Source organism: Pseudenterobacter timonensis (assembly GCF_900021175.1).
GTDB lineage: Bacteria > Pseudomonadota > Gammaproteobacteria > Enterobacterales > Enterobacteriaceae > Enterobacter > Enterobacter timonensis.
The window spans coordinates 422,722-446,716 of the sequence record NZ_FCOP01000013.1 but is presented as its reverse complement, the minus strand read 5'-3'; the positions used below and the strand labels follow the sequence as shown (position 1 = coordinate 446,716).

Annotated in this window: 24 protein-coding genes and 1 other annotated feature; of the genes, 13 read left to right on the top strand and 11 right to left on the bottom strand. The window is 55.1% G+C overall.

Translation table 11 applies throughout. From position 1 onward, the window contains the following. The first annotated feature begins 16 nt into the window (after positions 1-16). The 3 genes from BN3796_RS17560 to ugd all read left to right on the top strand — a co-directional run bounded on the left by BN3796_RS17560 (position 17) and on the right by ugd (position 4,659). On the top strand, positions 17-1,636 hold the full coding sequence (locus BN3796_RS17560) for an LTA synthase family protein (protein WP_061709639.1): 1,620 nt from the start codon (positions 17-19) through the stop codon (positions 1,634-1,636). A 197-nt stretch (positions 1,637-1,833) separates the two neighbouring features. Then, entirely contained in the window at positions 1,834-3,240 is a 1,407-nt protein-coding gene (gene gndA / locus BN3796_RS17555) for an NADP-dependent phosphogluconate dehydrogenase (protein ID WP_061709638.1), read from the top strand. Positions 3,241-3,492: 252 nt separating this feature from the next. After that, the gene (gene ugd, locus BN3796_RS17550; protein ID WP_061709637.1) at positions 3,493-4,659 is read left to right on the top strand and encodes a UDP-glucose 6-dehydrogenase; all 1,167 of its coding nucleotides are present in this window, start codon (positions 3,493-3,495) and stop codon (positions 4,657-4,659) included. Positions 4,660-4,713: 54 nt separating this feature from the next. Here the strand turns inward: ugd and BN3796_RS17545 are convergent, their stop codons facing one another. After that, positions 4,714-5,718: an NAD-dependent epimerase gene (locus tag BN3796_RS17545; protein ID WP_061709636.1), complete on the bottom strand. Its 1,005-nt coding sequence runs from the start codon at positions 5,716-5,718 to the stop codon at positions 4,714-4,716. A 192-nt stretch (positions 5,719-5,910) separates the two neighbouring features. On the opposite strand from BN3796_RS17545, the gene wzzB reads away from it, so the two are divergent. Then, positions 5,911-6,888 (top strand): LPS O-antigen chain length determinant protein WzzB, encoded by a 978-nt coding sequence (gene wzzB, locus BN3796_RS17540; protein WP_061709635.1) that lies wholly within the window; start codon positions 5,911-5,913, stop codon positions 6,886-6,888. Between the two features lie 84 nt (positions 6,889-6,972). Here wzzB and hisIE read toward each other — a convergent pair whose 3' ends face one another. The 9 genes from hisIE to hisL all read right to left on the bottom strand — a co-directional run bounded on the left by hisIE (position 6,973) and on the right by hisL (position 14,188). Next, positions 6,973-7,584, bottom strand: a complete 612-nt coding sequence (gene hisIE, locus BN3796_RS17535) for a bifunctional phosphoribosyl-AMP cyclohydrolase/phosphoribosyl-ATP diphosphatase HisIE (RefSeq protein WP_061709634.1) — start codon at positions 7,582-7,584, stop codon at positions 6,973-6,975. Next, a complete protein-coding gene (hisF, locus tag BN3796_RS17530) occupies positions 7,578-8,354 on the bottom strand; it encodes an imidazole glycerol phosphate synthase subunit HisF (RefSeq protein ID WP_061709633.1) in 777 nt (258 codons plus the stop codon). The genes hisIE and hisF overlap by 7 nt, the downstream gene beginning before the upstream one ends. Next, on the bottom strand, positions 8,336-9,073 hold the full coding sequence (hisA, locus tag BN3796_RS17525) for a 1-(5-phosphoribosyl)-5-[(5-phosphoribosylamino)methylideneamino]imidazole-4-carboxamide isomerase (RefSeq protein ID WP_061709632.1): 738 nt from the start codon (positions 9,071-9,073) through the stop codon (positions 8,336-8,338). Before hisA ends, hisF begins: the two co-directional genes overlap by 19 nt. After that, positions 9,073-9,663: an imidazole glycerol phosphate synthase subunit HisH gene (hisH, locus tag BN3796_RS17520; protein WP_061709631.1), complete on the bottom strand. Its 591-nt coding sequence runs from the start codon at positions 9,661-9,663 to the stop codon at positions 9,073-9,075. Before hisH ends, hisA begins: the two co-directional genes overlap by 1 nt. Further along, entirely contained in the window at positions 9,663-10,730 is a 1,068-nt protein-coding gene (gene hisB, locus BN3796_RS17515) for a bifunctional histidinol-phosphatase/imidazoleglycerol-phosphate dehydratase HisB (protein WP_061709630.1), read from the bottom strand. The genes hisH and hisB overlap by 1 nt, the downstream gene beginning before the upstream one ends. Further along, entirely contained in the window at positions 10,727-11,788 is a 1,062-nt protein-coding gene (gene hisC, locus BN3796_RS17510; RefSeq protein ID WP_061709629.1) for a histidinol-phosphate transaminase, read from the bottom strand. The genes hisB and hisC overlap by 4 nt, the downstream gene beginning before the upstream one ends. Next, positions 11,785-13,089 carry a histidinol dehydrogenase gene (gene hisD / locus BN3796_RS17505; RefSeq protein ID WP_061710053.1) on the bottom strand — a complete coding sequence of 435 codons (1,305 nt, stop codon included), beginning with the start codon at positions 13,087-13,089 and terminating at the stop codon, positions 11,785-11,787. Before hisD ends, hisC begins: the two co-directional genes overlap by 4 nt. Before the next feature lie 5 nt (positions 13,090-13,094). Then, positions 13,095-13,994 carry an ATP phosphoribosyltransferase gene (gene hisG / locus BN3796_RS17500; protein WP_061709628.1) on the bottom strand — a complete coding sequence of 300 codons (900 nt, stop codon included), beginning with the start codon at positions 13,992-13,994 and terminating at the stop codon, positions 13,095-13,097. 44 nt (positions 13,995-14,038) lie between these two features. Beyond that, positions 14,039-14,162, bottom strand: a sequence feature (His leader region). Beyond that, a complete protein-coding gene (gene hisL, locus BN3796_RS20785) occupies positions 14,138-14,188 on the bottom strand; it encodes a his operon leader peptide (protein WP_001364200.1) in 51 nt (16 codons plus the stop codon). Its footprint overlaps the feature before it by 25 nt. A gap of 175 nt (positions 14,189-14,363) precedes the next feature. Between hisL and BN3796_RS17495 the strand changes: the two genes are divergently transcribed. The 6 genes from BN3796_RS17495 to tsuB all read left to right on the top strand — a co-directional run bounded on the left by BN3796_RS17495 (position 14,364) and on the right by tsuB (position 19,272). Then, positions 14,364-15,188, top strand: coding sequence for an SDR family oxidoreductase (locus tag BN3796_RS17495; RefSeq protein WP_061709627.1), 825 nt, complete (start codon positions 14,364-14,366; stop codon positions 15,186-15,188). 41 nt (positions 15,189-15,229) lie between these two features. Further along, positions 15,230-16,147, top strand: a complete 918-nt coding sequence (locus BN3796_RS17490; protein ID WP_061709626.1) for a LysR substrate-binding domain-containing protein — start codon at positions 15,230-15,232, stop codon at positions 16,145-16,147. A gap of 230 nt (positions 16,148-16,377) precedes the next feature. After that, positions 16,378-16,440: a membrane protein YoeI gene (gene yoeI, locus BN3796_RS21210; protein WP_148381825.1), complete on the top strand. Its 63-nt coding sequence runs from the start codon at positions 16,378-16,380 to the stop codon at positions 16,438-16,440. Beyond that, positions 16,430-17,788 (top strand): APC family permease, encoded by a 1,359-nt coding sequence (locus BN3796_RS17485; protein WP_061709625.1) that lies wholly within the window; start codon positions 16,430-16,432, stop codon positions 17,786-17,788. Before yoeI ends, BN3796_RS17485 begins: the two co-directional genes overlap by 11 nt. Before the next feature lie 182 nt (positions 17,789-17,970). Continuing rightward, entirely contained in the window at positions 17,971-19,026 is a 1,056-nt protein-coding gene (gene tsuA, locus BN3796_RS17480) for a thiosulfate utilization transporter TsuA/YeeE (RefSeq protein ID WP_061710052.1), read from the top strand. Positions 19,027-19,044: 18 nt separating this feature from the next. Continuing rightward, positions 19,045-19,272, top strand: a complete 228-nt coding sequence (gene tsuB, locus BN3796_RS17475) for a thiosulfate utilization sulfurtransferase TsuB/YeeD (protein WP_049848280.1) — start codon at positions 19,045-19,047, stop codon at positions 19,270-19,272. A 28-nt stretch (positions 19,273-19,300) separates the two neighbouring features. Here the strand turns inward: tsuB and sbcB are convergent, their stop codons facing one another. After that, positions 19,301-20,737: an exodeoxyribonuclease I gene (sbcB, locus tag BN3796_RS17470; protein ID WP_187374043.1), complete on the bottom strand. Its 1,437-nt coding sequence runs from the start codon at positions 20,735-20,737 to the stop codon at positions 19,301-19,303. 198 nt (positions 20,738-20,935) lie between these two features. On the opposite strand from sbcB, the gene dacD reads away from it, so the two are divergent. The 3 genes from dacD to BN3796_RS17455 all read left to right on the top strand — a co-directional run bounded on the left by dacD (position 20,936) and on the right by BN3796_RS17455 (position 23,859). Then, entirely contained in the window at positions 20,936-22,102 is a 1,167-nt protein-coding gene (gene dacD / locus BN3796_RS17465) for a serine-type D-Ala-D-Ala carboxypeptidase DacD (RefSeq protein WP_061709623.1), read from the top strand. 124 nt (positions 22,103-22,226) lie between these two features. Next, positions 22,227-22,700 (top strand): DNA gyrase inhibitor SbmC, encoded by a 474-nt coding sequence (gene sbmC / locus BN3796_RS17460; protein ID WP_061709622.1) that lies wholly within the window; start codon positions 22,227-22,229, stop codon positions 22,698-22,700. 100 nt (positions 22,701-22,800) lie between these two features. Continuing rightward, the gene (locus BN3796_RS17455; RefSeq protein ID WP_061709621.1) at positions 22,801-23,859 is read left to right on the top strand and encodes an FUSC family protein; all 1,059 of its coding nucleotides are present in this window, start codon (positions 22,801-22,803) and stop codon (positions 23,857-23,859) included. Positions 23,860-23,995: the final 136 nt, after the last annotated feature.

Genomic DNA, 23,995 nt, shown 5'->3' with positions numbered 1-23,995 from the left:
TCGTCTGGCGAACTAAATGCAATTCTATAAAATACATTACCCATCGCGCTATTTTCCATTATTTGTTATACTAACACTCACCTTTGCAATATTTTCATTCTCACCTGTTAGCTTTCATAAAGCAATGGTTTTTTTAGGCGAAATAGTTTTGTTTTTTTTAGGTGTTCTCTTTTTTAAAAGAAGGGTTATAAGGGTTAGCTTATGGATGGTTTTTTGTATAATAATTGGCTCACAAGTTAGTTCCATTGTTAGTAGTGGCGACTATATAATCCCTCTCACCTTAAGTAATTTGTCAGAGTTTCAGGCTGTTGGATATAAAGTTGTTTTGCAAAGTTTAATCATAATAATGTTGTATATTTTCTTTTCATTATTTATCTACAAAAGTGACTATAGGACATCTAAAAGACATTTTTTATTATTTTGTTTATTGTTTATTGTCATTGATGGGCCAGTGCATCATCTTACGAGGACAGCCTGTCAATATTACAAGCAAATTTCTTACAAACCTAATTATAACTATCCTGAAATAGCGAATAAATTCCTTAAATTTGATTTTTACAAAGCGCAGGATCTTTCTCGCTATTTTCCAAATGGCGCGCCTAAAAATATAATTATATTATTTACTGAAGGAATGTCTTCAAAGGTTATTGACTCTGAGAATGAGCGTGACTTAAATGTAACTCCGAATATTGATTCTCTTTACGAGGAAGGATTGATTTTTAAAAACTATTTCAATCATACTGCTGCTACTTTTAGAGGTTTGAGGGGACAGCTAAATTCATCTTATCAATATCGTGATGGAGTTGATGTTAAAGGTGAAGGTTTTTTCCAAATAGATAATGCGACTGTTTCTAAAAATTATATAAATCGTTTGATTGCTTTACCAGAAATTTTGAATGCATATGATTATGATTCATATTTTATTGCTGCAACTGCTAAACATAGCAATCTTAATACATTGATAGGGACCATGCCCTTCAAAAAAGTATATGGTATGGAAGATTTTAATTGGCACAAAGACGACAGGATGTCTGACAAAAAAATATTTACAGCTCTTAAAGAGATTGTCTCCAAACAGAATAGCACTCCCTTCTTTATCGGAGTCTATTCTTCTGGAACTCACCATGGAATGGACAGTCCCGATGAGAAGTTTAATAATGGTGAAAATATTTATTACAATAAATTTTATAATTACGATTATCAGCTAGGCCACTTCATTGATTGGTTTAAGAAAAGTTCATATTATAAAAATACTCTTTTGATTATTACTGCTGATCACTCTACGTTTCCTGCACCTGACTTTAAAAAAAGCTTCAATACTACATCTGATTACTTTGTAGATACCATACCTTTGATTATGGTTGGGGCCGGTGTGAATCACCAAATCATAGATGCTAATGGAAGCAATAGCCTCTCTCTAGCGCCGACAATTTTGCAAATACTCAATATTAATTATGGGCCAAATTATTTTTTAGGATGTTCATTATTTGATAATAAATGTTCAAGTAAATATTCTCACATATCAGTGATTGGTGAGCATTTTTATAAGATCCTTAAAGAAGAAGATGGCAAATATCAAGTTACACCAGCTGACAGTCAGAAGGATATTATCGATTTTTATAATGTTAGTGGATGAGTTCAACTATTAAGCCTAGGTCAGGTTGCGGATTAATGCTAAATATGTTTATTGACTGCTTATATTCTTTAGAGCATCTAGGCTGTATCGTAGATCGGAGCTTGAAAACTGAGTTAACATTCATTTTACCCTTTACCCTTTACCCTTTGCCGTAGGGCAAGTTCCCTAGGCGATCAACTGTAAGACAGGAGTATGTAATGTCCAAGCAACAGATCGGCGTTGTCGGTATGGCAGTAATGGGGCGCAACCTGGCGCTCAACATCGAAAGCCGTGGTTATACCGTCTCCGTATTCAACCGCTCCCGTGAAAAAACCGAAGAAGTCATCGCTGAGAACCCAGGTAAGAAACTGGTTCCATTCTATACGGTGAAGGAGTTCGTTGAGTCTCTCGAAACGCCTCGTCGTATCCTGTTAATGGTAAAAGCGGGCGCGGGTACCGATGCTGCCATCGACTCCCTGAAGCCTTACCTTGAAAAAGGCGACATCATTATTGATGGCGGTAACACCTTCTTCCAGGACACCATCCGTCGTAACCGTGAACTCTCCGAAGAAGGCTTCAACTTCATCGGTACCGGTGTATCCGGTGGTGAAGAGGGCGCCCTGAAAGGGCCTTCCATTATGCCTGGCGGCCAGAAAGAAGCTTACGAGCTGGTTGCACCTATCCTGACCAAAATCGCCGCTGTCGCAGAAGATGGTGAGCCGTGCGTCACCTATATCGGACCCGACGGCGCGGGTCACTATGTGAAGATGGTGCATAACGGCATTGAATATGGCGATATGCAGCTCATTGCAGAAGCTTACTCCCTGCTGAAAGGCGGCCTGAATCTCTCTAATGAAGAGCTGGCAGAGATCTTCACCGAGTGGAACAACGGCGAGCTGAGCAGCTACCTGATCGACATCACCAAAGACATCTTCACTAAGAAAGATGAAGAGGGTAACTACCTGGTCGATGTGATCCTTGATGAAGCGGCGAACAAAGGCACCGGTAAGTGGACCAGCCAGAGCTCGCTGGATCTGGGTGAACCGCTCTCCCTGATCACGGAATCGGTATTCGCGCGTTATATCTCCTCTCTGAAAGAGCAGCGCGTAGCCGCCTCCAAAGTACTTTCTGGTCCGCAGGCTAAACCCGCTGGTGACAAAGCGGAGTTCGTTGAGAAAGTGCGTCGCGCCCTCTACCTGGGTAAAATCGTCTCCTACGCACAGGGCTTCTCCCAGCTGCGTGCTGCGTCTGATGAAAATAACTGGGATCTGAACTACGGTGAAATCGCGAAGATTTTCCGTGCCGGCTGCATCATCCGCGCGCAGTTCCTTCAGAAAATCACCGATGCCTATGCAGAAAACGCCACTATCGCGAACCTGCTGCTGGCTCCGTACTTCAAGAAAATCGCGGACGATTACCAGCAGGCGCTGCGTGACGTAGTCGCTTATGCGGTGCAGAACGGTATTCCGGTTCCGACCTTCTCCGCAGCCGTTGCCTATTACGATAGCTACCGTGCAGCAGTGCTGCCAGCTAACCTGATCCAGGCCCAGCGCGACTACTTCGGTGCCCACACCTATAAGCGCACCGATAAAGAAGGTGTGTTCCACACCGAGTGGCTGGATTAATCTGATTTAGCCTGTTTTATGCTAATGCCCGGCAAATATTGCCGGGCTTTTTTTTGACTGTAAAAGCTATCTTTGTGCTGCCGTTCTGGACTCATTTGTAACGAAGTAGCATAAAACCCTGATTTTTCCGGCTATCCCAGCTCTTTGGTGGCCTTGACAGCAGTTCAGGATAAGAGGTAAAACCCCAAAAGTTTATTATTGCGGTAGCGCTGTTATCGCCTCCTGACACTCAAACATGAAGACGTTGAACGAATGAAAATAACCATCTCAGGAACAGGCTATGTTGGTCTTTCAAACGGTATCTTAATAGCGCAACACCATGAAGTTGTCGCTCTGGATATTGTCCAGGCAAAGGTAGACATGCTTAACCAAAAGATTTCTCCCATTATGGACAAAGAAATCCAGGATTACCTCGCCAACAAGACGCTCAATTTCCGCGCGACCACCGACAAGCAAGATGCCTATCGCGATGCGGATTACGTCATCATCGCCACGCCGACCGATTACGATCCTAAAACCAACTACTTCAACACCTCCAGCGTTGAGGCGGTAATTAAGGATGTGATCGCCATTAACCCGAACGCGGTGATGATCATTAAATCCACCATTCCGGTCGGTTTTACCAAAGCGATCAAAGAAGAACTCGGCATCGACAACGTTATCTTCTCCCCGGAGTTCTTGCGCGAGGGTAAAGCGCTCTATGACAACCTGCATCCGTCACGTATTGTGATTGGCGAGCGCTCTGAGCGCGCAGAGCGTTTTGCCGCGCTGCTGCAGGAAGGAGCCATCAAAAAAGAGATCCCGGTGCTGTTTACCGACTCTACGGAAGCCGAAGCCATTAAGCTCTTCGCTAACACCTACCTGGCGATGCGCGTCGCCTACTTTAACGAGCTGGACAGCTACGCTGAAAGCCTGGGGCTGAATACCCGCCAGATTATCGAAGGGGTCTGTCTCGACCCGCGTATCGGCAACCATTACAACAACCCGTCGTTTGGCTATGGCGGTTACTGCCTGCCAAAAGATACCAAGCAGCTGCTGGCCAACTACCAGTCGGTGCCTAATAACCTGATCTCAGCGATTGTCGATGCGAACCGCACCCGTAAGGATTTTATCTCTGACTCCATTCTGGCGCGTCAGCCGAAAGTGGTGGGCGTTTATCGTCTGATCATGAAGAGCGGCTCTGATAACTTCCGTGCATCTTCTATTCAGGGGATCATGAAGCGTATCAAGGCCAAAGGTGTGCAGGTGATCATTTACGAACCGGCGATGAAGGAAGATGAGTTCTTCCACTCCCGCGTGGTGCGCGATCTGGATGCGTTCAAGAAAGAGGCGGATGTCATCATCTCTAACCGGATGGCAGACGACTTAGCTGACGTGGCGGATAAGGTCTATACCCGCGATCTGTTCGGCAGCGACTGACTTTCATCAGGCCAAAAAAACCCGGTATCGTACCGGGTTTTTTTATATTAATGCTTATACCTTATAAAACTCGCGATACCACTCCACGAAGTTCTTCACCCCTTCCTTGACAGAGGTCTGCGGCTTAAAGCCAATCACCTCATACAGCGCCTGAGTATCGGCGCTGGTCTCCAGCACGTCGCCTGGCTGGATCGGCATCATATTTTTTTCCGCTTCAATGCCCAGCGCCTCTTCCAGCGCTGTGATGTAATCCATCAGTTCAACCGGCGAGCTGTTGCCGATGTTATAGACGCGGTACGGCGCAGAGCTGGTGGCCGGAGAGCCGTTCTCTACCGTCCAGCTGGCGTCGGCCTGCGGGATCACATCCTGCAGGCGAATAATCGCCTCGGCAATATCATCGATATAGGTGAAGTCACGCTTCATCTTGCCGTAGTTGTAAACGTCGATGCGCTTGCCTTCAATCATAGCTTTGGTGAATTTAAAAAGCGCCATATCCGGGCGACCCCACGGGCCGTAGACCGTAAAGAAGCGCAGGCCGGTTGTCGGCAAACCGTAGAGATGGGAGTAGGTGTGCGACATCAGCTCGTTTGCTTTTTTGGTCGCCGCATAGAGGGAGACCGGGTGATCCACTGAGTCATCGGTAGAGAAGGGCATCTTGCGGTTCAGGCCATAGACGGAGCTGGAAGAGGCGTAGAGCAGATGCTGCACCTTGTTGTGGCGACAGCCTTCCAGCACGTTAAGATGGCCCACCAGGTTGGCATCCGCATAGGCGTGCGGGTTTTCCAGCGAGTAGCGCACCCCGGCCTGGGCGGCAAGGTGGATGACGCGGTCGAACTGCTCTTCAGCGAACAGCGTAGCCATGCCTTCGCGGTCCGCCAGATCAAGCTGACGGAAGGTAAAACGCTCGTTTGCGAGGCGATCAAGGCGCGCCTGCTTCAGGCTGACGTCGTAGTAATCATTCAGGTTATCAATACCAACGACCTGATGCCCGGCATCTAGCAGACGCTTGCTGACGTGTGAGCCGATAAAACCTGCCGCGCCGGTGACCAGAAATTTCATACCATTCCTCATTCATTCTCTTTCTTACGGGTACCTGAAGGGTACCTGGATGGCGGTTATCATAGCCTGCTGCCCGCGCCTTACCAAACCAATCTTTTCGATATAACTGACCGAATTCCTATAGAAAAATCTTCATCAGGCGATACACTAGATGAATAAATTTCTTTTTGCGCTTTTCTCTTTAAGGATCGTATGACGCAGAACAATAATGTGGTCAGCCGCAATAATGACCCGGAACAGATCGACCTGATTGATTTAGTGATGCAGTTATGGCGGGGTAAGTGGGTAATCGGTGCCTTTATCATCGCCTTTATTATTCTTGCCGTGGGCTATCTGGCTATTGCCAAAGAGAAATGGACCTCTACGGCAATTATTACCCAGCCTGACGCTGCGCAAATTGCCACCTATAGCACTGCGCTCAATATCCTCTATGGCGGCGCGGCGCCCAGCATGCCTGATGTACAAGGGCGAGCTATTGGGCGTTTCAACTCTGCCTTTAGCGCCCTTGCCGAAGCGCTGGATAACCAGGAAGTGCCGGAAAAATTAACTATCGAGCCCACTGTAAAAGGGCAAAGCCTGCCCCTGAATGTGAGTTACGTCGGCGAATCCGCCGAGGCGGCGCAAAAGCAGCTTGCCCAGTATATTCAACAGGTGGATGAGCAGATTGCTAAAGAGTTGGTGGTTGACCTTAATGATAACATTAAGCAGCAGATCACTACGCTCAACAGCTCTATCGAGAACATGGAGAAGGTGTCGCAAGAGCAGAAAGATCTGCGCATCAAGCAGATTGCCGAAGCGCTGAAGTATGCTGAAGCGGCCAAAGTGACTACGCCGCGTATCCAGCAGACCCAGGATGTGACGCAGGAGAGTATGTTCTTACTGGGGAGCGATGCGCTCAGCTCCATGATGGCGAATGAAGCTTCGCGTCCGCTCACCTTCTCTGGCGCTTACTACCAGAACAAACAGAACTTGCTTGATATCGAGAAGCTGAAGGTCGATCCGGCAACCATCCATGCCTATCGTTATGTCATGAAGCCGAATCTGCCGATTCGTCGCGATAGCCCGAAAAAAGCGATTACCCTTATCCTTGCCGTTCTGCTGGGGGGAATTATCGGTTCCGGGGTCGTGCTGGGGCGTAACGCGCTGCGTAACTATCAGGCAAGAGCCTGATAATTACGCTTGCCTGGATAGGGCTTACAGAAGCTCTAACCAGCATTGTTATCCAAAAAAAGACCGGGTCTCCCCGGTCTTTTGTTATTTATGACGCTTACGCAGATTATCGATTACCGTTGTTAAATCGAGCTCCTGATCCTGCAGGAGAACCAGCAGATGGTAGAGCAGGTCAGAGGCCTCGTTAGTGAGCTCCTCGCGATCGTGGACCGTCGCGGCCAGCGCGGTTTCGACTCCTTCCTCACCTACCTTTTGGGCAATACGCTTGGTGCCGCTGGCATAGAGCTTCGCCGTGTAGGAGCTTGCCGGGTCTGCCGTTTTACGTTCTGCCAGCAGTTGCTCCAGCTGATAGAGAAACAGCCAGCGGTGGCTGGTGTCGCCAAAGCAGCTGGAGTGGCCGAGGTGGCAAGTGGGGCCAATGGGGTTCGCCAGTACCAGCAGGGTGTCGTTGTCGCAGTCGGGGGCGATACTGACCACGTTCAGGAAATGACCTGAGGTTTCGCCTTTGGTCCACAGACGTTCTTTGGTGCGGGAATAGAAGGTGACTTTGCCGCACTCCAGCGTTTTGTCGAGGGCGTCGCGGTTCATATAGCCCAGCATCAGCACTTCCCCTGAGAGGGCGTGTTGAACCACCACCGGCATCAGCCCGTTAGTTTTTTCCCAGTCCAGCTGTGCGCGTTGTTGCTCTGTTAACATATCCTTATCTCCACGCCCTGGCTTGCCAGGTACGTTTTTAACTCGCCAATATTGATAATTTGTTTGTGGAATACCGAGGCCGCCAGCGCGCCGTCCACGTCCGCATCGCGGAACGCTTCCAGAAAGTGCTCCATCGTACCTGCGCCGCCGGAGGCGATCAGCGGGACATGGCAACGCTCGCGCACCATTTTCAGCTGCGCCAGATCATAGCCGTTACGCACGCCATCCTGGTTCATCATGTTAAGCACGATTTCTCCCGCGCCGCGCTTTTGCACTTCTTCCACCCAGTCGGGTGTCTCCCACCGGGTGATGCGGGTGCGGCTTTCGTCACCGGTGTATTGATTCACATGATATTTGCCGGTTGCCGCGTCGTGCCAGGTATCGATACCCACGACAACGCACTGTACGCCAAAGCGGTCGGCGAGACGGGTAATCAGCTCCGGGTCGGCCAGCGCCGGGGAGTTGACGGAAATCTTATCTGCGCCGAAGGAGAGAATTTTGGCGGCATCATCCACGGACTTAATGCCGCCCGCCACGCAGAAGGGAATGTCAATCACCTCTGCCACGCGCGCCACCCAGCTTTTATCCACCACGCGGCCATCGCTGGAGGCGGTGATATCATAAAAGACCAGCTCGTCGGCGCCTTCTTCGGCATAGCGTTTCGCCAGCGGCACGATATCGCCGATGATCTCATGATTGCGGAACTGCACCCCTTTAACCACCTGGCCGTCGCGCACGTCCAGGCAGGGAATTATCCGTTTTGCCAGCATTGAATCGCCTCCGTTACCGTAAATTTGCCTTCCAGCAGGGCGCGCCCGACGATCACGCCGCGTACTCCCGTTCCGCGCAGGGCGGCGATATCATCAAGGCCGCCGATGCCGCCAGAGGACTGAAACGCCACCTGCGGATAGCGGGCGCATATCTCCTCATAAAGCGCGACGTTGGAGCCCGCCAGCGTGCCGTCGCGGGAGATGTCGGTGCAGAGCACATGCTTCAGCCCGACCGCGGCGTAGGTATCAACCAGCGCCTCCAGCGTGACGCCGGAATTTTCCTGCCAGCCGCTTACCGCCACCTGCTTGTTGCCCTGTTCGTCGATGCGTACGTCGAGCGCCAGCACCAGCGCGTCGGCGCCGAAGCGGCGAAACCAGCCCTTAACGGTCTCAGGATCTTTCACCGCCGTGGAGCCAACCACCACGCGCGCCACGCCAGCCGCGAGCAGGGCGGCCACATCCTCTTCGCTGCGCACGCCGCCGCCAACCTGCACCGGCACGTTTACCCCCGCCACCAGCGTTTTGAGCAGCGGGATCTGGCGCCTGGCTGGATCTTTCGCGCCGGTTAAATCGACCAGGTGCAGCACCTCTGCGCCCTGGTCCGCATAGGCCTGCAGGCGCGGCAGCGGATCGTTACCATAGTCGCGCTGCTGGCCGTAGTCACCCTGATGGAGACGGACAACTGTGCCGTCAATTAAATCTAACGCGGGAATAATCATCACATCTCCAGGAAATTTTTCAGCAGCTGCGCGCCCGCGGCGCCGGAGCGTTCCGGGTGGAACTGCACGCCAAAGAAGTTATCTTTCTGCACCGCGGCGGTAAACGGCTCGCCGTAGTGGCACTGGGCGATGGTGTAGGGATTAACCGGCATGGCGTAGCTATGGACAAAATAGAAGTAAGAGCCGTCCTCAATACCGCGGAACAGTCGATCCCCCGCTTTCGGGTAGACGCGGTTCCAGCCCATATGGGGCAGCGGCAGGCCGTGGTCGGTCATCTTCGGCACATCCTCATCGATAATGCCCAGCAGATCGACCCCCTGCGTCTCTTCGCTGCGGCGCCCTAACAGCTGCATGCCGAGGCAGATCCCCAGCACCGGCTGGGTACAAGCTCGGATCAGATCTGCCAGATCGCGCTGGTGGATCTGATCCATTGCCGCCTGTGCGGTGCCGACGCCCGGCAGAAAGAGTTTGTCGGCGCGCAGCACCACATCCGGGTCGCGGCTGACCACAGGCTCATAGCCGTGACGGATAATGGCCGACTTCACGGAGTGAAGATTGGCGCAACCGGTATCCAGGATAACCACGTTCATCACAGCACTCCTTTGGAGGAGGGGAGCGTATCGCCTTCCACGCGGATCGCCTGGCGCAGTGTGCGGCCAAACGCCTTAAAGAGGCTCTCCACGCGATGGTGATCGTTCTTGCCTTTGGTTTTCAGGTGCAGCGTCACCCCCATGGTATAGGAGAGCGAGCGGAAAAAGTGTTCCACCATCTCGGTGCTGAGGTCGCCCACCCGCTGGTAGGTGAACTCCGCCTTATACTCCAGGTGCGGGCGGCCGGAGATATCCAGCGCGCAGCGCGCCAGGCATTCGTCCATCGGCAGCACAAAGCCAAAGCGATTGATGCCGCGCTTGTCGCCCAGCGCCAGCTTCAGCGCTTCCCCCAGCGCCAGGCCGGTATCTTCCACGGTGTGGTGATCGTCGATATAGAGATCGCCCTTGACGGTAATCTCCATGCGAAAGCCGCCATGGGTGGCAATCTGGTCGAGCATGTGATCAAAGAAGCCTACGCCGGTGTTGATTTTGCTGCTCCCTTCGCGATCCAGCCAGACCTTCACGTCAATCTGCGTCTCGCGGGTGTTACGCTCCACGTGGGCGTAGCGGTCGCGCTTCGTCAGCTGTTCGCCAATCTGCTGCCAGGTGAGATCGTTTCGGCTGTAGCGCAGCCCGGTGATGCCCATATTCTCCGCCAGCGTGATGTCGGTGACGCGATCGCCAATCACGTAGCTGTTAGCTTTATCCAGCGCCTCGTCGGCGAGATAGCGCTCCACCAGCTTCACTTTCGGCTTGCGGCAGTCGCATTCGTCCGCCGGCAGGTGCGGGCAGATCAGCACTTCATCAAAGACCACCCCTTGCGAGGTAAGGATCTGCATCATCAGGTTGTGCGGGCCGTCAAAGTCGGCCTGCGGAAAGCTGTCGGTACCCAGCCCGTCCTGGTTGGTGATCATCACCAGCTTAAAGCCCGCCTTTTGCAGCTTCAGCAGCACCGGGATCACGTCCGCTTCAAAGGCCAGCTTGTCGAAGCGATCGACCTGATAGTCGCTCGGCGGCTCGGCAATGATCGTGCCGTCACGATCGATAAAGAGATACTTCTGACTCATACTTTCTCCGCTTTCAGGGCGTCAATCACGCGCTGGCTCTCTTCCCGGGTGCCAACGGTAATGCGCAGGCAGCCGCTCAGGGAGGGTTGTTTATTCTGGTCTCGTAGAATAATGCCCTGATCCCACAAAGATTTAAATATCGCACTGGAGGCGGTGAAGCGTGCCAGGATGTAATTGGTTTCGGAATCGAATACCTGCTCGACGCAGGGAATGGTTTTCAGCGCCTCTACGAGATACTGACGCTCGGCCAGAATTTGCGCCACCCGCTCGCGCATGGCGCTAATGCCCGCCGGGGTCAGCGCCTGGGCGGCGATATCCGCCACCGGGGTGGAGAGCGGGTAGGGGGCGATGACCTTTAACAGCAGATCGATCACCTCTTTATTCGCCAGCGTAAAGCCGCAGCGCAGTCCCGCCAGGGCGAAAGCTTTGGAGAGCGTGCGCAGCACAACCAGATGCGGATACTCCGTAAGCCAGCCGGCGAGCGTCGCCTGCGGGCAAAATTCAATATAGGCTTCATCCGCTACCACCAGCGCTTTGCCGCGCGTCATCTCCAGCAGGGTACGGATATCCTGCGGGTCGATAAGCTGCCCGGTCGGGTTGTTAGGGCTACAGACAAAGACCATTTTTACGCCGTTCAGGCTGGCGGCGATCCCTTCCAGATCAAGCTGCCAGCTATCCCGCGCCGGCACGTTGCGGCATTCCACGCCAATGGTTTCAGCGCTGACGCTATACATGCCGTAGGTCGGCTGGCAGTAGAGCACCGCGTCCTGCCCCGGCTCGCAAAAGGCACGGATCAAAAGCTCGATGCCTTCATCCGCGCCGCGGCTGACCAGCACCTGCTCCGGTTTGACGCCAGCGTAGCGGGCATAGTTTTCGATTACCGCTTTGGGCTGACACTCCGGGTAGCGGTTCAGCGTCTGCTGCGACAGGGTAAATTCAACCGCGGTCGGAAATTCATTGGCGTTGAGCCAGACGTCGCCGTTACCGCCCAGACGACGGGCGGACTGATACGGGGTCAGGCGGCGGACATTCTCCCGGGCTAACTCTTCGATGCTCATGCTTGCTCCTTCAGGGCTGCAACGCGCAGCGTAACGGCGTTCTTGTGGGCGGTAAGGCGTTCGGCCGCCGCCAGCGTTTCAATGGTGGAGGCCAGGGCGGCGAACCCGTCGCGGGAGAGCTCCTGCACCGTCATCCGCTTCTGGAAATCCGCCAGCCCCAGGCTGGAGCAGGTGGAGGTGTAACCGTAGGTCGGCAGCACGTGGTTGGTGCCGGAGGCGTAATCGCCTGCCGATTCCGGCGACCAGTCGCCGAGAAACACCGAGCCGGCGCTGGTGATGCTCTCTACCAGCTCACGCGCGTTACGGGTCTGAATAATCAGGTGCTCCGGGCCATATTGATTAGAGATGGCGATGCACTGCTGCAGATCGCGCGTCACGATAAGCCGGCTGGCGGAGAGCGCCTGGCGCGCCGTTTCGGCACGCGGCAGCGCGGCGAGCTGACGCTCCACCGCTTCGCCCACCCGTCTGGCCATCTCTGCGTCCGGGGTCAGGAGGATCACCTGCGAATCGGGGCCGTGCTCGGCCTGGGAGAGGAGGTCGGAGGCGACAAAATCGGGCGTGGCGCCGCTGTCGGCAATCACCAGCACCTCGGATGGCCCGGCGGGCATATCAATCGCCGCGCCGTCCAGCCGCTGGCTCACCTGGCGCTTGGCCTCGGTGACAAAGGCGTTGCCCGGGCCAAATATTTTATCCACTTTCGGTACGGACCCGGTGCCGAAGGCGAGCGCGGCAATCGCCTGGGCGCCGCCCACTTTATAGACGGCCTGGACGCCGCACAGTTTTGCTGCGTAGAGGATCTCATCGGCAATCGGTGGCGGAGAGCAGAGCACCACCTTGCGGCAGCCTGCAATGCGCGCCGGGGTTGCCAGCATCAGCACGGTGGAGAAGAGCGGCGCCGAGCCGCCCGGAATATAGAGGCCGACCGAGTCAACCGGGCGGGTCACCTGCTGGCAGCGCACGCCGGGCATCGTCTCAATATCCACTGGCGGGAGCTGCTGGGCATTATGGAAGGTTTCGATGTTATTGACCGCCACCGACATCGCCTGCTTCAGCTCCTCGCTCAGCCGCGCACTGGCTTCGGCTATCTCCTGTTCGGTGACCCGGAGTGTCTCCACGTCGGTCTTATCAAATTTCGCGCTGTACTCCCGCAGGGCATCGTCGCCGCGAGCCTTCACGTTATCCAAGATCTCGGCCACGGTGCGGGAGATGCTGTCGGAGGCGGAAATCGCCGGACGCATCAGCAGTTCGCTTTGCTGCGCTTCGGTGCAGCTGTTCCAGTCGATGAGAGTATTAAAACTCATGGCCATCACTCCATCATCTTCTCAATCGGCAGCACCAGAATGGAGCTGGCCCCCAGCGCTTTTAGCTTCTCCATGGTTTCCCAGAAGAGGGTTTCGCTGCTGACCATATGCATCGCCACGCGCTGCTGATCGCCTGCCAGCGGCAGGATTGTGGGGCGCTCGGCGCCCGGCAGCAGGGCGATGACTTCGTCCAGGCGTTCGGTTGGCGCATGCATCATGATATATTTTGACTCGCGGGCCTGGATAACCCCCTGAATACGGGTCAGCAGCTTGTCGATCAGCTGCTGTTTCGCCGCCGGCATCTCGCCGTCGCGCTGGATCAGGCAGGCTTTGGAGCGATAGATCACCTCCACTTCCCGCAGGCCGTTGGCCTCCAGCGTCGCGCCGGTGGAGACCAGGTCGCAGATGGCGTCAGCCAGCCCCGCGCGGGGAGCCACTTCCACCGAGCCGTTTAGCAGGCAGGATTTAAACTGGATCCCTTTCTGATCGAGATAGCGCTTAAGCAGGTGAGGATAAGAGGTGGCGATGCGTTTACCGTTCAGCGACGCCGGGCCGTCCCACGCCTCATCCACCGGCGTAGCCAGCGACAGGCGGCAGCCGCCGAAGTCGAGACGGCGCAGAGTAAAATAGCGCGGGTCTTCGCCCTGGGCGCGGCGGGTTAACAGCTCCTCTTCCAGCACGTTTTCGCCGATGATGCCGAGATCCACCACGCCATCCATTACCAGCCCCGGAATATCGTCATCACGCACGCGCAGAATATCGACAGGCATGTTTTCCGCCAGCGCAATCAGACGCTGGGTGTGCAGGTTGATTTTGATCCCGCAGCGCGCCAGCAGTTCGCGTGAATCGTCGCTCAGTCGGCCTGATTTCTGCATAGCTATGCGTAAACGTGAGTTATCTAACATTTTTTATCCTCGTGATCCTGTTAAAGCCTGTCTGAATGCGGTCCAAAAAAAAGCCCCCGGAAGAAGATCTTCCGGGGGCTTTCTCTTGCGTTCATGCACCACTGGAAGATCTGAATGTCTCCCAGCACACATCGCCTGAAAGACTAGTCAGGATGATGGTGATGATGGTGGTGTTTAAATTGAACGCGTGTCATATAAATTCTCGATGAATGCTTATTCACTTGATGTCTTTTAACCTAAACCACTTAGGCTGCAGAAAGCAAGGGCTTTTTTTAATCATTAATTCATTTCATATTGGTGCTATGAATTGTCAGCTCCGCGGTGCTGGCGTAGCCTTATAGCAGACGCGTGAAAGCCAGGAGAAAACGCATGAAAAAGGTCGCAATTGTCGGTTTAGGATGGTTAGGCATGCCGTTAGCGATGTCGCTCTCGGCCAAAGGATGGCAGGTAACCGGCAGCAAAACGACGGTGGATGGCGTCGAAGCCGCCAGAATGTGCGGCATCGAGAGCGTGGAGCTGCGCCTGGAGCCGGAGCTGGTATGCGATACGGACGATCTGGACGCGTTAATGAATGTGGATGCGCTGGTTATCACGCTGCCCGCCCGGCGCACCGGCCCGGGGGAGAACTTTTACCTGCAGGCGGTGCAGGAGATTGTTGATAGCGCGTTAGCCCATCATATTCCGCGCATCATTTTTACCAGTTCCACCTCCGTTTACGGCGAGGCCGAGGGCAACGTCAAAGAGAGCAGCGAGCGCAACCCGGTAACCGGCAGCGGGCGCGTGCTAAAGGAACTGGAGGACTGGCTGCATAATCTTCCCGGCACCCAGGTGGATATCCTTCGTCTGGCGGGGCTGGTTGGCCCGGGGCGTCATCCTGGCCGTTTCTTTGCCGGAAAAAGCGCGCCGAACGGCGGGCACGGGGTGAACCTGGTTCATCTGGATGATGTGGTAGCCGCCATTACCTTACTGCTGCAGGCTCCAAAAGGCGGACACATCTATAATATATGTGCACCCGTTCATCCAGCCCGCAGCGCCTTCTATCCCGTCATGGCCCGGCAACTGGGACTGGAGCCGCCGCAGTTCCGTGATGTGGCCGGGGAAGGGCAGGGCAAGCTGATCGACGGCAGCCGTATCTGCCATGAGCTGGGATTTGAATATCAATATCCCGATCCGCTGGTGATGCCGATGGAGTAACGTCACCCGCGGGCGCGATCGCACACCGCGAGGGGGCAAGCATGAAACCGCTGCTGGACGTTCTGATCATTCTCGATGCGCTGGAAAAAGAGGGCAGCTTCGCCGCGGCGTCGGCCAGGCTCTATAAAACGCCCTCGGCGCTGAGCTATACCGTGCACAAGCTGGAAAACGATCTGAATATCCAGCTTCTTGACCGCTCCGGCCACCGGGCGCGTTTTACCCGCACCGGGCAGATGCTGCTGGAGAAGGGGCGGGAGGTGCTGCAGACGGTGCGGGAGCTGGAAAAGCAGGCCGTCAAGCTGCATCAGGGCTGGGAAAATGAGCTGGTGATCGGGGTGGATGATACTTTTCCTTTCTCCCTGCTGACGCCGCTTGTCGAAGCGTTTTACCAGCGCCACAGCGTTACCCGGCTCAAGTTTATCAACGGCGTGCTGGGGGGCTCATGGGAGGCGTTAACCCAGGGGCGGGCGGATATTATTGTCGGCGCGCTGCATGAGCCGCCCGAGCTGAGCGCCTTCGGCTTTGCCCGTCTGGGGACGCTGGAGCAGGTCTTTGTCGTCGCCCCGCACCATCCGCTGGCCCAGGAGCCCGAGCCGCTGAACCGCCGTCTGATAAAACAGCATCGCGCCATTGTGGTGGGCGACAGCTCCGCGGCAGGCTGCGCCGTCTCGTCTCAACTGCTGGACGATCAGGAAGCGATCACGGTTTTCGATTTTAAGACTAAACTTGAGTTACAGATAAGCGGGCTGGGATGCGGTTATCTTCCGCGGTATCTGGCGCAGCGGTTTATTGAGAGCGGAGCGCTGGTTGAAAAACAGGTGCAGTCGCAAAACCGTAACGAAGCGGTATGGGTGGGGTGGAATGAACAGACTGCCGGGCTGGCCAGCGCCTGGTGGCGTGATGAGATTTTAGCAAATAGTGCTATTTCCACCGTTTACGCCCCGGCCGACTGTGAGTAATCAGTCGGTTAGAAAAGAAAAAATTGTAATCAGCTTCGTAAAGTATTGCCTTTTGTATCAAAAATGATGCAGAATGCGCCGCTGCAAAACACAGGAATAATCGACGATATAAAAGGCGTCGGTTATTTTTTTTTGCATGTAAGAAATGTCATTTAATCCAAGAGGCCGGGCTCGTACCGGATAGATATTTACTAAAAACCGACAGTTGTTGTCGCTGAGGAATAAACAAAATGGGGCAATATTTCGCTTACGCGGCGGAGTTCACCGTAAAGGAGAATCACCATGTCGCTTAATGCAACTCCAAAAACCTCTCGCGTGGAATTACGTAAAACGCTTACGTTAATTCCGGTTGTCATGATGGGCCTTGCCTATATGCAGCCGATGACGCTGTTCGATACGTTTGGTATCGTTGCAGGCCTCACTGACGGTCACGTCGCAACGGCATACGCCTTTGCGCTGGTCGCTATTCTCTTTACCGCCCTGAGCTACGGTAAACTGGTTCGCCGTTTCCCGTCGGCGGGCTCTGCCTACACCTACGCGCAGAAATCCATCAGCCCGACGGTGGGCTTTATGGTGGGCTGGTCATCCCTGCTGGACTACCTGTTCATGCCGATGATCAATATTCTGCTGGCGAAAATTTACTTCGAAGCGCTGGTGCCATCCGTGCCGTCGTGGATCTTCGTTGTGGCGCTGGTGGCCTTTATGACCATCTCTAACCTGCGCAGCATCAAGACCGTGGCTAACTTCAACACCCTGATTGTCGTGCTGCAGATGGGGATTGTTGCGGTGATTGTCGGCCTTATCATCTATGGCGTTTTGCATGGGGAAGGGGCTGGCACCCTGGTGAGCTCCCGTCCGTTCTGGTCTGAAGGGGCGCACGTGGTGCCGATGATTACCGGCGCGACTATCCTCTGCTTCTCGTTCCTCGGCTTTGACGGTATCTCTTCGCTTTCCGAAGAGACCAAAGACGCGGAGCGCGTGATTCCGCGCGCGATTTTCCTGACGGCGCTGATTGGCGGTCTGATCTTTATCTGCGCCTCTTACTTCCTGCAGCTCTACTTCCCGGATATTTCGCGCTTTAAAGATCCGGATGCGTCACAGCCGGAGATCATGCTTTACGTGGCGGGTAAAACCTTCCAGTGGGGCGTGCTGATCTTCTCCAGCGTGACCGTACTGGCTTCCGGTATGGCGGCACATGCGGGCGTCTCTCGCCTGATGTATGTCATGGGCCGCGACGGCGTCTTCCCGACCCGTTTCTTCGGCTATGTTCATCCGAAGTGGCGTACCCCGGCCTGGAACGTGCTGCTGGTGGGCGCGATTGCGCTGCTGGCGATCAACTTTGACCTGGTAACCGCAACGGCACTGATTAACTTCGGCGCGCTGGTGGCCTTTACCTTTGTGAACCTCTCGGTGATCTCCCAGTTTTGGATCCGCGAGAAGCGTAACAAGACGCTGAAAGACCACTTCAACTACCTGCTTCTGCCGGTGTGCGGTGCTCTGACCGTTGGCGCGCTGTGGATCAACCTGGAAGAGAGCTCCATGATCCTCGGCCTGGTGTGGGCCGGTATCGGTCTGGTCTACCTTGCCTGCGTAACCAAAAGCTTCCGTAATCCGGTTCCGCAATATGAAGATGTCGCGTAACGTTTAGCGTTTCGCTTAAAGAAAAAAACCGGAGATATTCTCCGGTTTTTTTATGCCTGCTATTTCATGTCTGACAAAGAGTAATAACCAAATGGACTATGTTAGACAATTTGGTTATTGGTTCCATGCGTTCACCTCATTAATAATTCGCATTCTGATATATTGCTCACTTATTAATTATGATGCCTTCAATGATATTAAGCGGACTGTTCTGCGGCGCGCTGCTGGGTTTTGTTATGCAGCGCGGACGATTCTGTCTGACCGGCGGCTTTCGCGATATGTATATCGCTAAAAACAACCGTATGTTTTACGCCCTGCTGATCGCTATTGCCATTCAGAGTGTAGGGGTATTTACCCTTATTCAGCTTGGCGTGGTGCAATATGACGCGGGGGCGTTTCCGTGGCTCGGCACGATCGCAGGTGGTTACATTTTTGGTCTCGGTATTGTCTATGCTGGCGGCTGCGCCACCGGTACCTGGTATCGCGCGGGCGAGGGGCTGATCGGCAGCTGGATTGCGCTCGCGACCTATATGGTAATGAGCGCCGTAATGCGCTCCCCGCATGCGGAGGGGCTGAATCAGGTGCTGAAAACATACAGCACTGAACATAACTCTATTGCCGCAACCCTGGGCCTCTCCGTCTGGCCGCTTATCGCGCTGCTGGTGGCCGTAACGCTGTGGGTGGTGCGCAAAGAGCTGAAAAAACCGAAGCTCAGGGTCGCCACGCTGCCGCCGCGTCGTCGCGGGCTGGCGCACCTGCTGTTTGAAAAACGCTGGCATCCGTTTGTTACCGCTGTCCTGATCGGGCTGATTGCGCTGCTGGCGTGGCCGCTTAGCGAGGCTACCGGGCGTATGTTCGGTTTAGGCATCACCTCGCCGACGGCAAACATCCTGCAGTTTCTGGTGGCCGGACAGAGCAAGTTCCTCAACTGGGGAGTGTTCCTGGTGCTGGGGATCTTTCTCGGGTCGTTTATTGCCGCCAAAGCCAGCCGGGAGTTTCGCGTGCGCGCCGCGGATGCGCAAACCACGCTGCGCAGCGCGGCTGGCGGCCTGCTGATGGGCGTCGGGGCGAGCATGGCGGGCGGTTGTTCTATCGGCAACGGGCTGGTGATGACCGCAATGATGACCTGGCAGGGCTGGGTGGGTCTGGTATTTATGATCCTTGGCGTATGGACCGCGTCATGGTTCTTGTATGTTCGTCCGCAGCGCAAGGCGAAACTTGCGGCGGCGACGGCTTAACTGAAAACAGGAGCTGTTATGGCTGTAAAAAAACTCGACGTGGTCACCCAGGTGTGCCCCTTTCCGCTGATTGAAGCAAAAGCGGCGCTGGCAGAGATGGCCAGCGGTGATGAACTGGTTATTGAATTTGACTGCACCCAGGCGACGGAAGCCATTCCGCAGTGGGCGGCAGAAGAGGGCCACGCCATTACCGACTATCAGCAGGTCGGCGATGCCGCCTGGAGCATCACCGTTCAGAAAGCGTAATACGCCGCCCTCCCGCCAGCCGGGAGGGCTAAACAATCTCCTGCATATACTGCCAGAGCGCCTTCAGCTGCACCTGTTTCTCGCTATCTCCCTGATGTTCGACAAACAAACTCTCCAGCTCACCCACATATGCCTCGAGAAACGCTGGTGTGAAGAGAGCACGGCGATGTTCCAGCCAGCGCGCCTGCTCCGCCTCGTCGAGCGTGCCGGGATAATTTCGCGCCCGGTAGTTGAAAAGCAGCTTCTCAATACGCGGATCGACAAAGGTGATATCCAGCGCCGGCAGGTTACGCGGATCGGTTTGCAGCACAATCTTCATGGCGGCGCGGTCCGCGTCGCTGAAAAAGCCGTTATAGAGCTGCGTATCAACATTATCCTGGGGCACAAAAGGCTCCGCTTCGGCAAAGAGGGCGACCGCCTTCTCTCTTACCTGCGGGTTTTCCCGGAGGATTTTCAGGTTCTCCAGACACTGCTGCCGGTCAATGCCCAGCCGTTCGGCATCCTCCGGACGCAGGGTATTGGCCTGCGCCAGCACCGGACATTTATTGATATGCACCAGCTTGAGCGGGACGGCTGCCCGCTCCCCCAGCGACGCTTTCGCGGTATAGAGCCGCTCGCGCAACTCTGCGCTCTCAAGCTCCAGCAGGGGAGTAATATCACCCGCGAGATCGACCATAATCACCGCGTTGCGGTTATCGGGATGCCAGGCCAGCGGAGCGACCCAGCTGGTATTGCCGCGCAGGGCGCCAAACATGCCGGAGACATGCACCAGCGGCTTCATCTGCGGCACGTCAATCAGGGTCATCAGTTTCTGCTTGCTGCGGTGGCTCAGCAGATAATCAAACAGGCGCGGCTGGGCGGCCTTTACCTTTTTTGCCATGGCGATAGTGGCATAGACATCCGCCATCGCGTCGTGGGCGTTACCGTGCTCAATATCGTTGGCGCGGGTCAGATGTTCCAGGCGGAAGCTCGGCAGGCCGTCGTCGTTTTCCGGCCAGTTGATCCCCTCAGGGCGCAGGGCATAGCAGGCGCGCATCACATCCAGCAGATCCCAGCGCGAATTGCCGTTCTGCCAGCTCCAGGCGTAGGGATCGTAGAAGTTGCGGTAAAAAATATTACGCGTTACCTCGTCATCGAAGCGCACGTTGTTATAGCCCACCACGCAGGTCTCGGGAACGGTGAAGAGGTCGTGAATGCGGCGGGCGAACTCCGCCTCAATAACCCCTTTCTCCCGCGCTTCCTGGGGCGTGATCCCGGTAACCATCACCGCGCCGGGCTGCGGCAGGTAGTCGTCGGCGGGCCTGCAGTAGAACACCTCCGGCTCGCCAATGACGTTAAAGTCGGCGTCGGTGCGGATCGCGCCGAACTGGGCGGGCCGATCCAGCGACGGGCTGGTGCCGAAGGTTTCGTAGTCATGAAAGAGAAATGTGGGGCGCGGGGCGGAATCAGACACCGGTAATACCATCCTGTTAAAAAGTTTCACCTCTATGGTAAACCATCCCTCTCAACACGCGCAGGAAAAGCGTGACCTGAGACCAAAAATGCGAGGCCTGTGCCGGTAAAAACTTGCTGTCTGTCACATTTCTTTGCAATTTACTCAGGTAAGGACACAGGAAGTTCCGTAAAAAGGTCTGCGATTTTAAACGACCCCGAGGATACACCGTTGAAACGCCGCCTGTTTATTGCTGTTTCTTTAATTACTCTCAGCCTCTCATCCGCGCGGGCTGCTGTTCCCATGGATTTCACACCGCAACCGCCTGCCATTCAGGCCGGCTCCTGGGTGCTAATGGATTACACGACTGGTCAAATACTGACGGCAGGCAATGAGCATCAGCAGCGCAATCCAGCGAGCCTTACCAAGCTGATGACGGGCTATGTGGTCGACCGCGCCATCGACAGCCACCGCATCACCCCGGATGATGTCGTAACCGTCGGACGTGACGCCTGGGCGAAGGGCAATCCGGTTTTTGACGGCTCCTCTTTGATGTTCTTAAAACCGGGTGACCGTGTCACCGTGCGCGATCTGAGCCGCGGCCTGATCGTCGATTCCGGCAATGACGCCTGCGTGGCGCTGGCTGACTATGTGGCGGGCGGCCAGCCGCAGTTTGTGCGCATGATGAATGACTACGTGCAGAAGCTGCACCTGCAGGATACCCACTTTGAAACGGTGCATGGTCTGGACGCGCCGGGGCAGCACAGCTCCGCCTACGATCTGGCGGTCCTCTCCCGCGCCATTATCCACGGCGAGCCCGAGTTTTATCACATGTACAGCCAGAAAAGCCTGACGTGGAATGGCATTACCCAGCAGAACCGCAACGGCCTGCTGTGGGACAAAGAGATGAACGTCGACGGGCTGAAAACCGGGCACACTTCAGGCGCGGGCTTTAACCTTATCGCCTCGGCGGTGGACGGACAGCGTCGCCTGATTGCCGTGGTGATGGGCGCTGAGAGTTCCAAAGGGCGTGAAGAGCAGGCGCGTAAGCTGCTGCTGTGGGGACAGCGCAATTTCGACACCGTGCAGATCCTGCGTAGCGGTAAGCAGGTAGGAACGGAGCGGATCTGGTATGGCGATAAAGAGAAAATCGCCCTCGGCACCGATCGTGACTACTGGATGGCGCTGCCCAGGGCTGAAGTGTCAAAAATCAAAGCCAAATATGTACTGGACAAAAACGAGCTGGATGCGCCCATCAGCGCCCATCAGCGCGTCGGTGAAATTGAGCTCTATGACGGCGACAAGGTGGTCGCCCACTGGCCGCTGGTCACGCTGGAGAGCGTGAAAAAAGGGGGCATGTTCTCCCGCTTTAGCGACTATCTGCATCAGAAGCTCTAAAGCCACACCTCCCGGGCAGACTGGTGGTTCTGCGAGTCTGCTCGCATTTTGACCAAAAGCACGTTGTCGCGCGGGCAAATCCCACCCTATACTGGCTATTCATACAGTATGCGTGGGAGGCGATATGGACTACAACATCAGACCGCAGCAAAAACGTAAAATAGCCGGCTTTCATCTTGTCGGGCCGTGGGATCAAACCCTTCCGCAGGGATTTGAGCAGCTTGTCATGTGGGTGGACGGGCGTCACATTGAGCCGCTGGAGTGGGTGGCCGTCTACTATGATAATCCCGATGAGGTTCCCGCTGAAAAGCTGCGCTGTAATACCTCGGTGACCGTCCCGGACGATTTTGTTATTCCCGAAAACAGCGAAGGGGTCATCCTCACCGAACTGGCGGGCGGGGAATATGCCGTGGCTGCCGCGCGCGTGGAAGATCATGACTTCGCCACCCCCTGGTATCAATTCTTCAATAGTCTGCTGCAAGATACGCACTATGAAATCGCTCCCCGGCCCTGTTTTGAGCGCTATCTGAATGATGGCAAGGCGGACGGTTACTGGCAGATCGAAATGTTTGTGCCGGTGCAGAGCCGGGTCGTTTAAGCGATTTGTGCCTGATTTCAGAAGGGGGGGGCGGCACAGTTGATGCGCCACGCGCAAAACGCAGTACAATTACGGTTTGCCGAGTTGCTGGAGAGCAGGTGTGCGTCCGGACAAATCCTTAACCCCCTTCGAAATTCGTCTCTATCAGCACTATCGAATCGTGCACGGGTGCCGCATCGCCCTGGCCTTTATCATCACCTTTGTACTGGTGCGCATGGCGGCGATCCCCGAAGGCACCTGGCCGCTGATTACGCTGGTGGTGGTGATGGGGCCCATCTCCTTCTGGGGAAACGTGGTGCCCCGCGCCTTTGAGCGGATTGGCGGCACCATTTTTGGCTCCGCGCTCGGCCTGATCGCGCTTCGCCTGGAGCTGTTCTCCATGCCGGTTATGCTGGTGTGGTGCGCCGCCGCGATGTTTCTCTGCGGCTTTCTGGCGCTGGGGAAACGGCCCTACCAGGCGCTGCTGATTGGCATCACCCTGGCGGTGGTGGTCGGCGCTCCGGCGGGGGATATGGCAACTGCCCTCTGGCGAAGCGGCGATGTCATATTAGGATCGTTGCTGGCGATGCTCTTTACCGGCATCTGGCCGCAGCGGGCCTTTCTGCACTGGCGCATTCAGATGGCGAGCTACGTTACCGCCTTTAATCGCGTCTATCAGGCGGGATTTTCGCCGAATCTGGTCGAGCGGCCACGTCTGGAAAAACATCTGCAAAAAATTCTCAACGATGTGGTGAAAATGCGCGGTTTAATCACTCCCGCCAGTAAAGAGACCCACATTCAGAAGTCGATATTTGAGGCGATCCAGACCGTAAGCCGCAATCTGGTCTGCATGCTGGAGCTGCAAATCAACGCGCACTGGGCCTCGCGCGCCAGCCACTTTGTGCTGCTTAACGCGCAGACCCTCAGGGAGACGCAGCAGATGACGCAGCAAACTTTGCTGACCATCGCCCACGCCTTGTATGAGGGGAATCCGCAGCCGGTGCTGGCTAATACCGAGCGTCTGAACGACATTGTGGTGGAGCTGCGGCAGCTTATCAGCGAGCATAAGGGGGATAACGTGGCGGAGACACCGATCCACAGCTATGTCTGGCTGAGTATGGAGCTGGCGCGTCAGCTGGAGCTGCTTTCCCATCTGATCTGCCGCGCGCTGCGCAAATAAAAAGCAGCCATTTTCCGATGTGATGCAGGCTGCTTCGATTCAGCACCGTTTGAGGTTATGATAGATTCAAACGCTATAGACATTGTCATTCGCAACCGCTGTCAGTTAAGGTGATGGCCACAGTGGTTGCTTTAAC

Coding starts and splice junctions, on each gene's coding strand:
- hisD (WP_061710053.1), bottom strand. CDS start 13,089: ATGAGTTTTAATACTCTCATCGACTGGAACAGCTGCACCGAAGCGCAG.
- hisB (WP_061709630.1), bottom strand. CDS start 10,730: ATGAGTCAGAAGTATCTCTTTATCGATCGTGACGGCACGATCATTGCC.
- tsuA (WP_061710052.1), top strand. CDS start 17,971: ATGCCTTCAATGATATTAAGCGGACTGTTCTGCGGCGCGCTGCTGGGT.
- hisF (WP_061709633.1), bottom strand. CDS start 8,354: ATGCTGGCAAAACGGATAATTCCCTGCCTGGACGTGCGCGACGGCCAG.
- sbmC (WP_061709622.1), top strand. CDS start 22,227: ATGGACTACAACATCAGACCGCAGCAAAAACGTAAAATAGCCGGCTTT.
- hisC (WP_061709629.1), bottom strand. CDS start 11,788: ATGAGCATCGAAGAGTTAGCCCGGGAGAATGTCCGCCGCCTGACCCCG.
- BN3796_RS17545 (WP_061709636.1), bottom strand. CDS start 5,718: ATGAAATTTCTGGTCACCGGCGCGGCAGGTTTTATCGGCTCACACGTC.
- BN3796_RS17485 (WP_061709625.1), top strand. CDS start 16,430: ATGTCGCTTAATGCAACTCCAAAAACCTCTCGCGTGGAATTACGTAAA.
- BN3796_RS17560 (WP_061709639.1), top strand. CDS start 17: ATGCAATTCTATAAAATACATTACCCATCGCGCTATTTTCCATTATTT.
- sbcB (WP_187374043.1), bottom strand. CDS start 20,737: ATGGTATTACCGGTGTCTGATTCCGCCCCGCGCCCCACATTTCTCTTT.
- gndA (WP_061709638.1), top strand. CDS start 1,834: ATGTCCAAGCAACAGATCGGCGTTGTCGGTATGGCAGTAATGGGGCGC.
- hisG (WP_061709628.1), bottom strand. CDS start 13,994: ATGTTAGATAACTCACGTTTACGCATAGCTATGCAGAAATCAGGCCGA.
- hisH (WP_061709631.1), bottom strand. CDS start 9,663: ATGAACGTGGTTATCCTGGATACCGGTTGCGCCAATCTTCACTCCGTG.
- hisA (WP_061709632.1), bottom strand. CDS start 9,073: ATGATTATTCCCGCGTTAGATTTAATTGACGGCACAGTTGTCCGTCTC.
- wzzB (WP_061709635.1), top strand. CDS start 5,911: ATGACGCAGAACAATAATGTGGTCAGCCGCAATAATGACCCGGAACAG.
- BN3796_RS17495 (WP_061709627.1), top strand. CDS start 14,364: ATGAAAAAGGTCGCAATTGTCGGTTTAGGATGGTTAGGCATGCCGTTA.
- hisIE (WP_061709634.1), bottom strand. CDS start 7,584: ATGTTAACAGAGCAACAACGCGCACAGCTGGACTGGGAAAAAACTAAC.
- BN3796_RS17490 (WP_061709626.1), top strand. CDS start 15,230: ATGAAACCGCTGCTGGACGTTCTGATCATTCTCGATGCGCTGGAAAAA.
- tsuB (WP_049848280.1), top strand. CDS start 19,045: ATGGCTGTAAAAAAACTCGACGTGGTCACCCAGGTGTGCCCCTTTCCG.
- ugd (WP_061709637.1), top strand. CDS start 3,493: ATGAAAATAACCATCTCAGGAACAGGCTATGTTGGTCTTTCAAACGGT.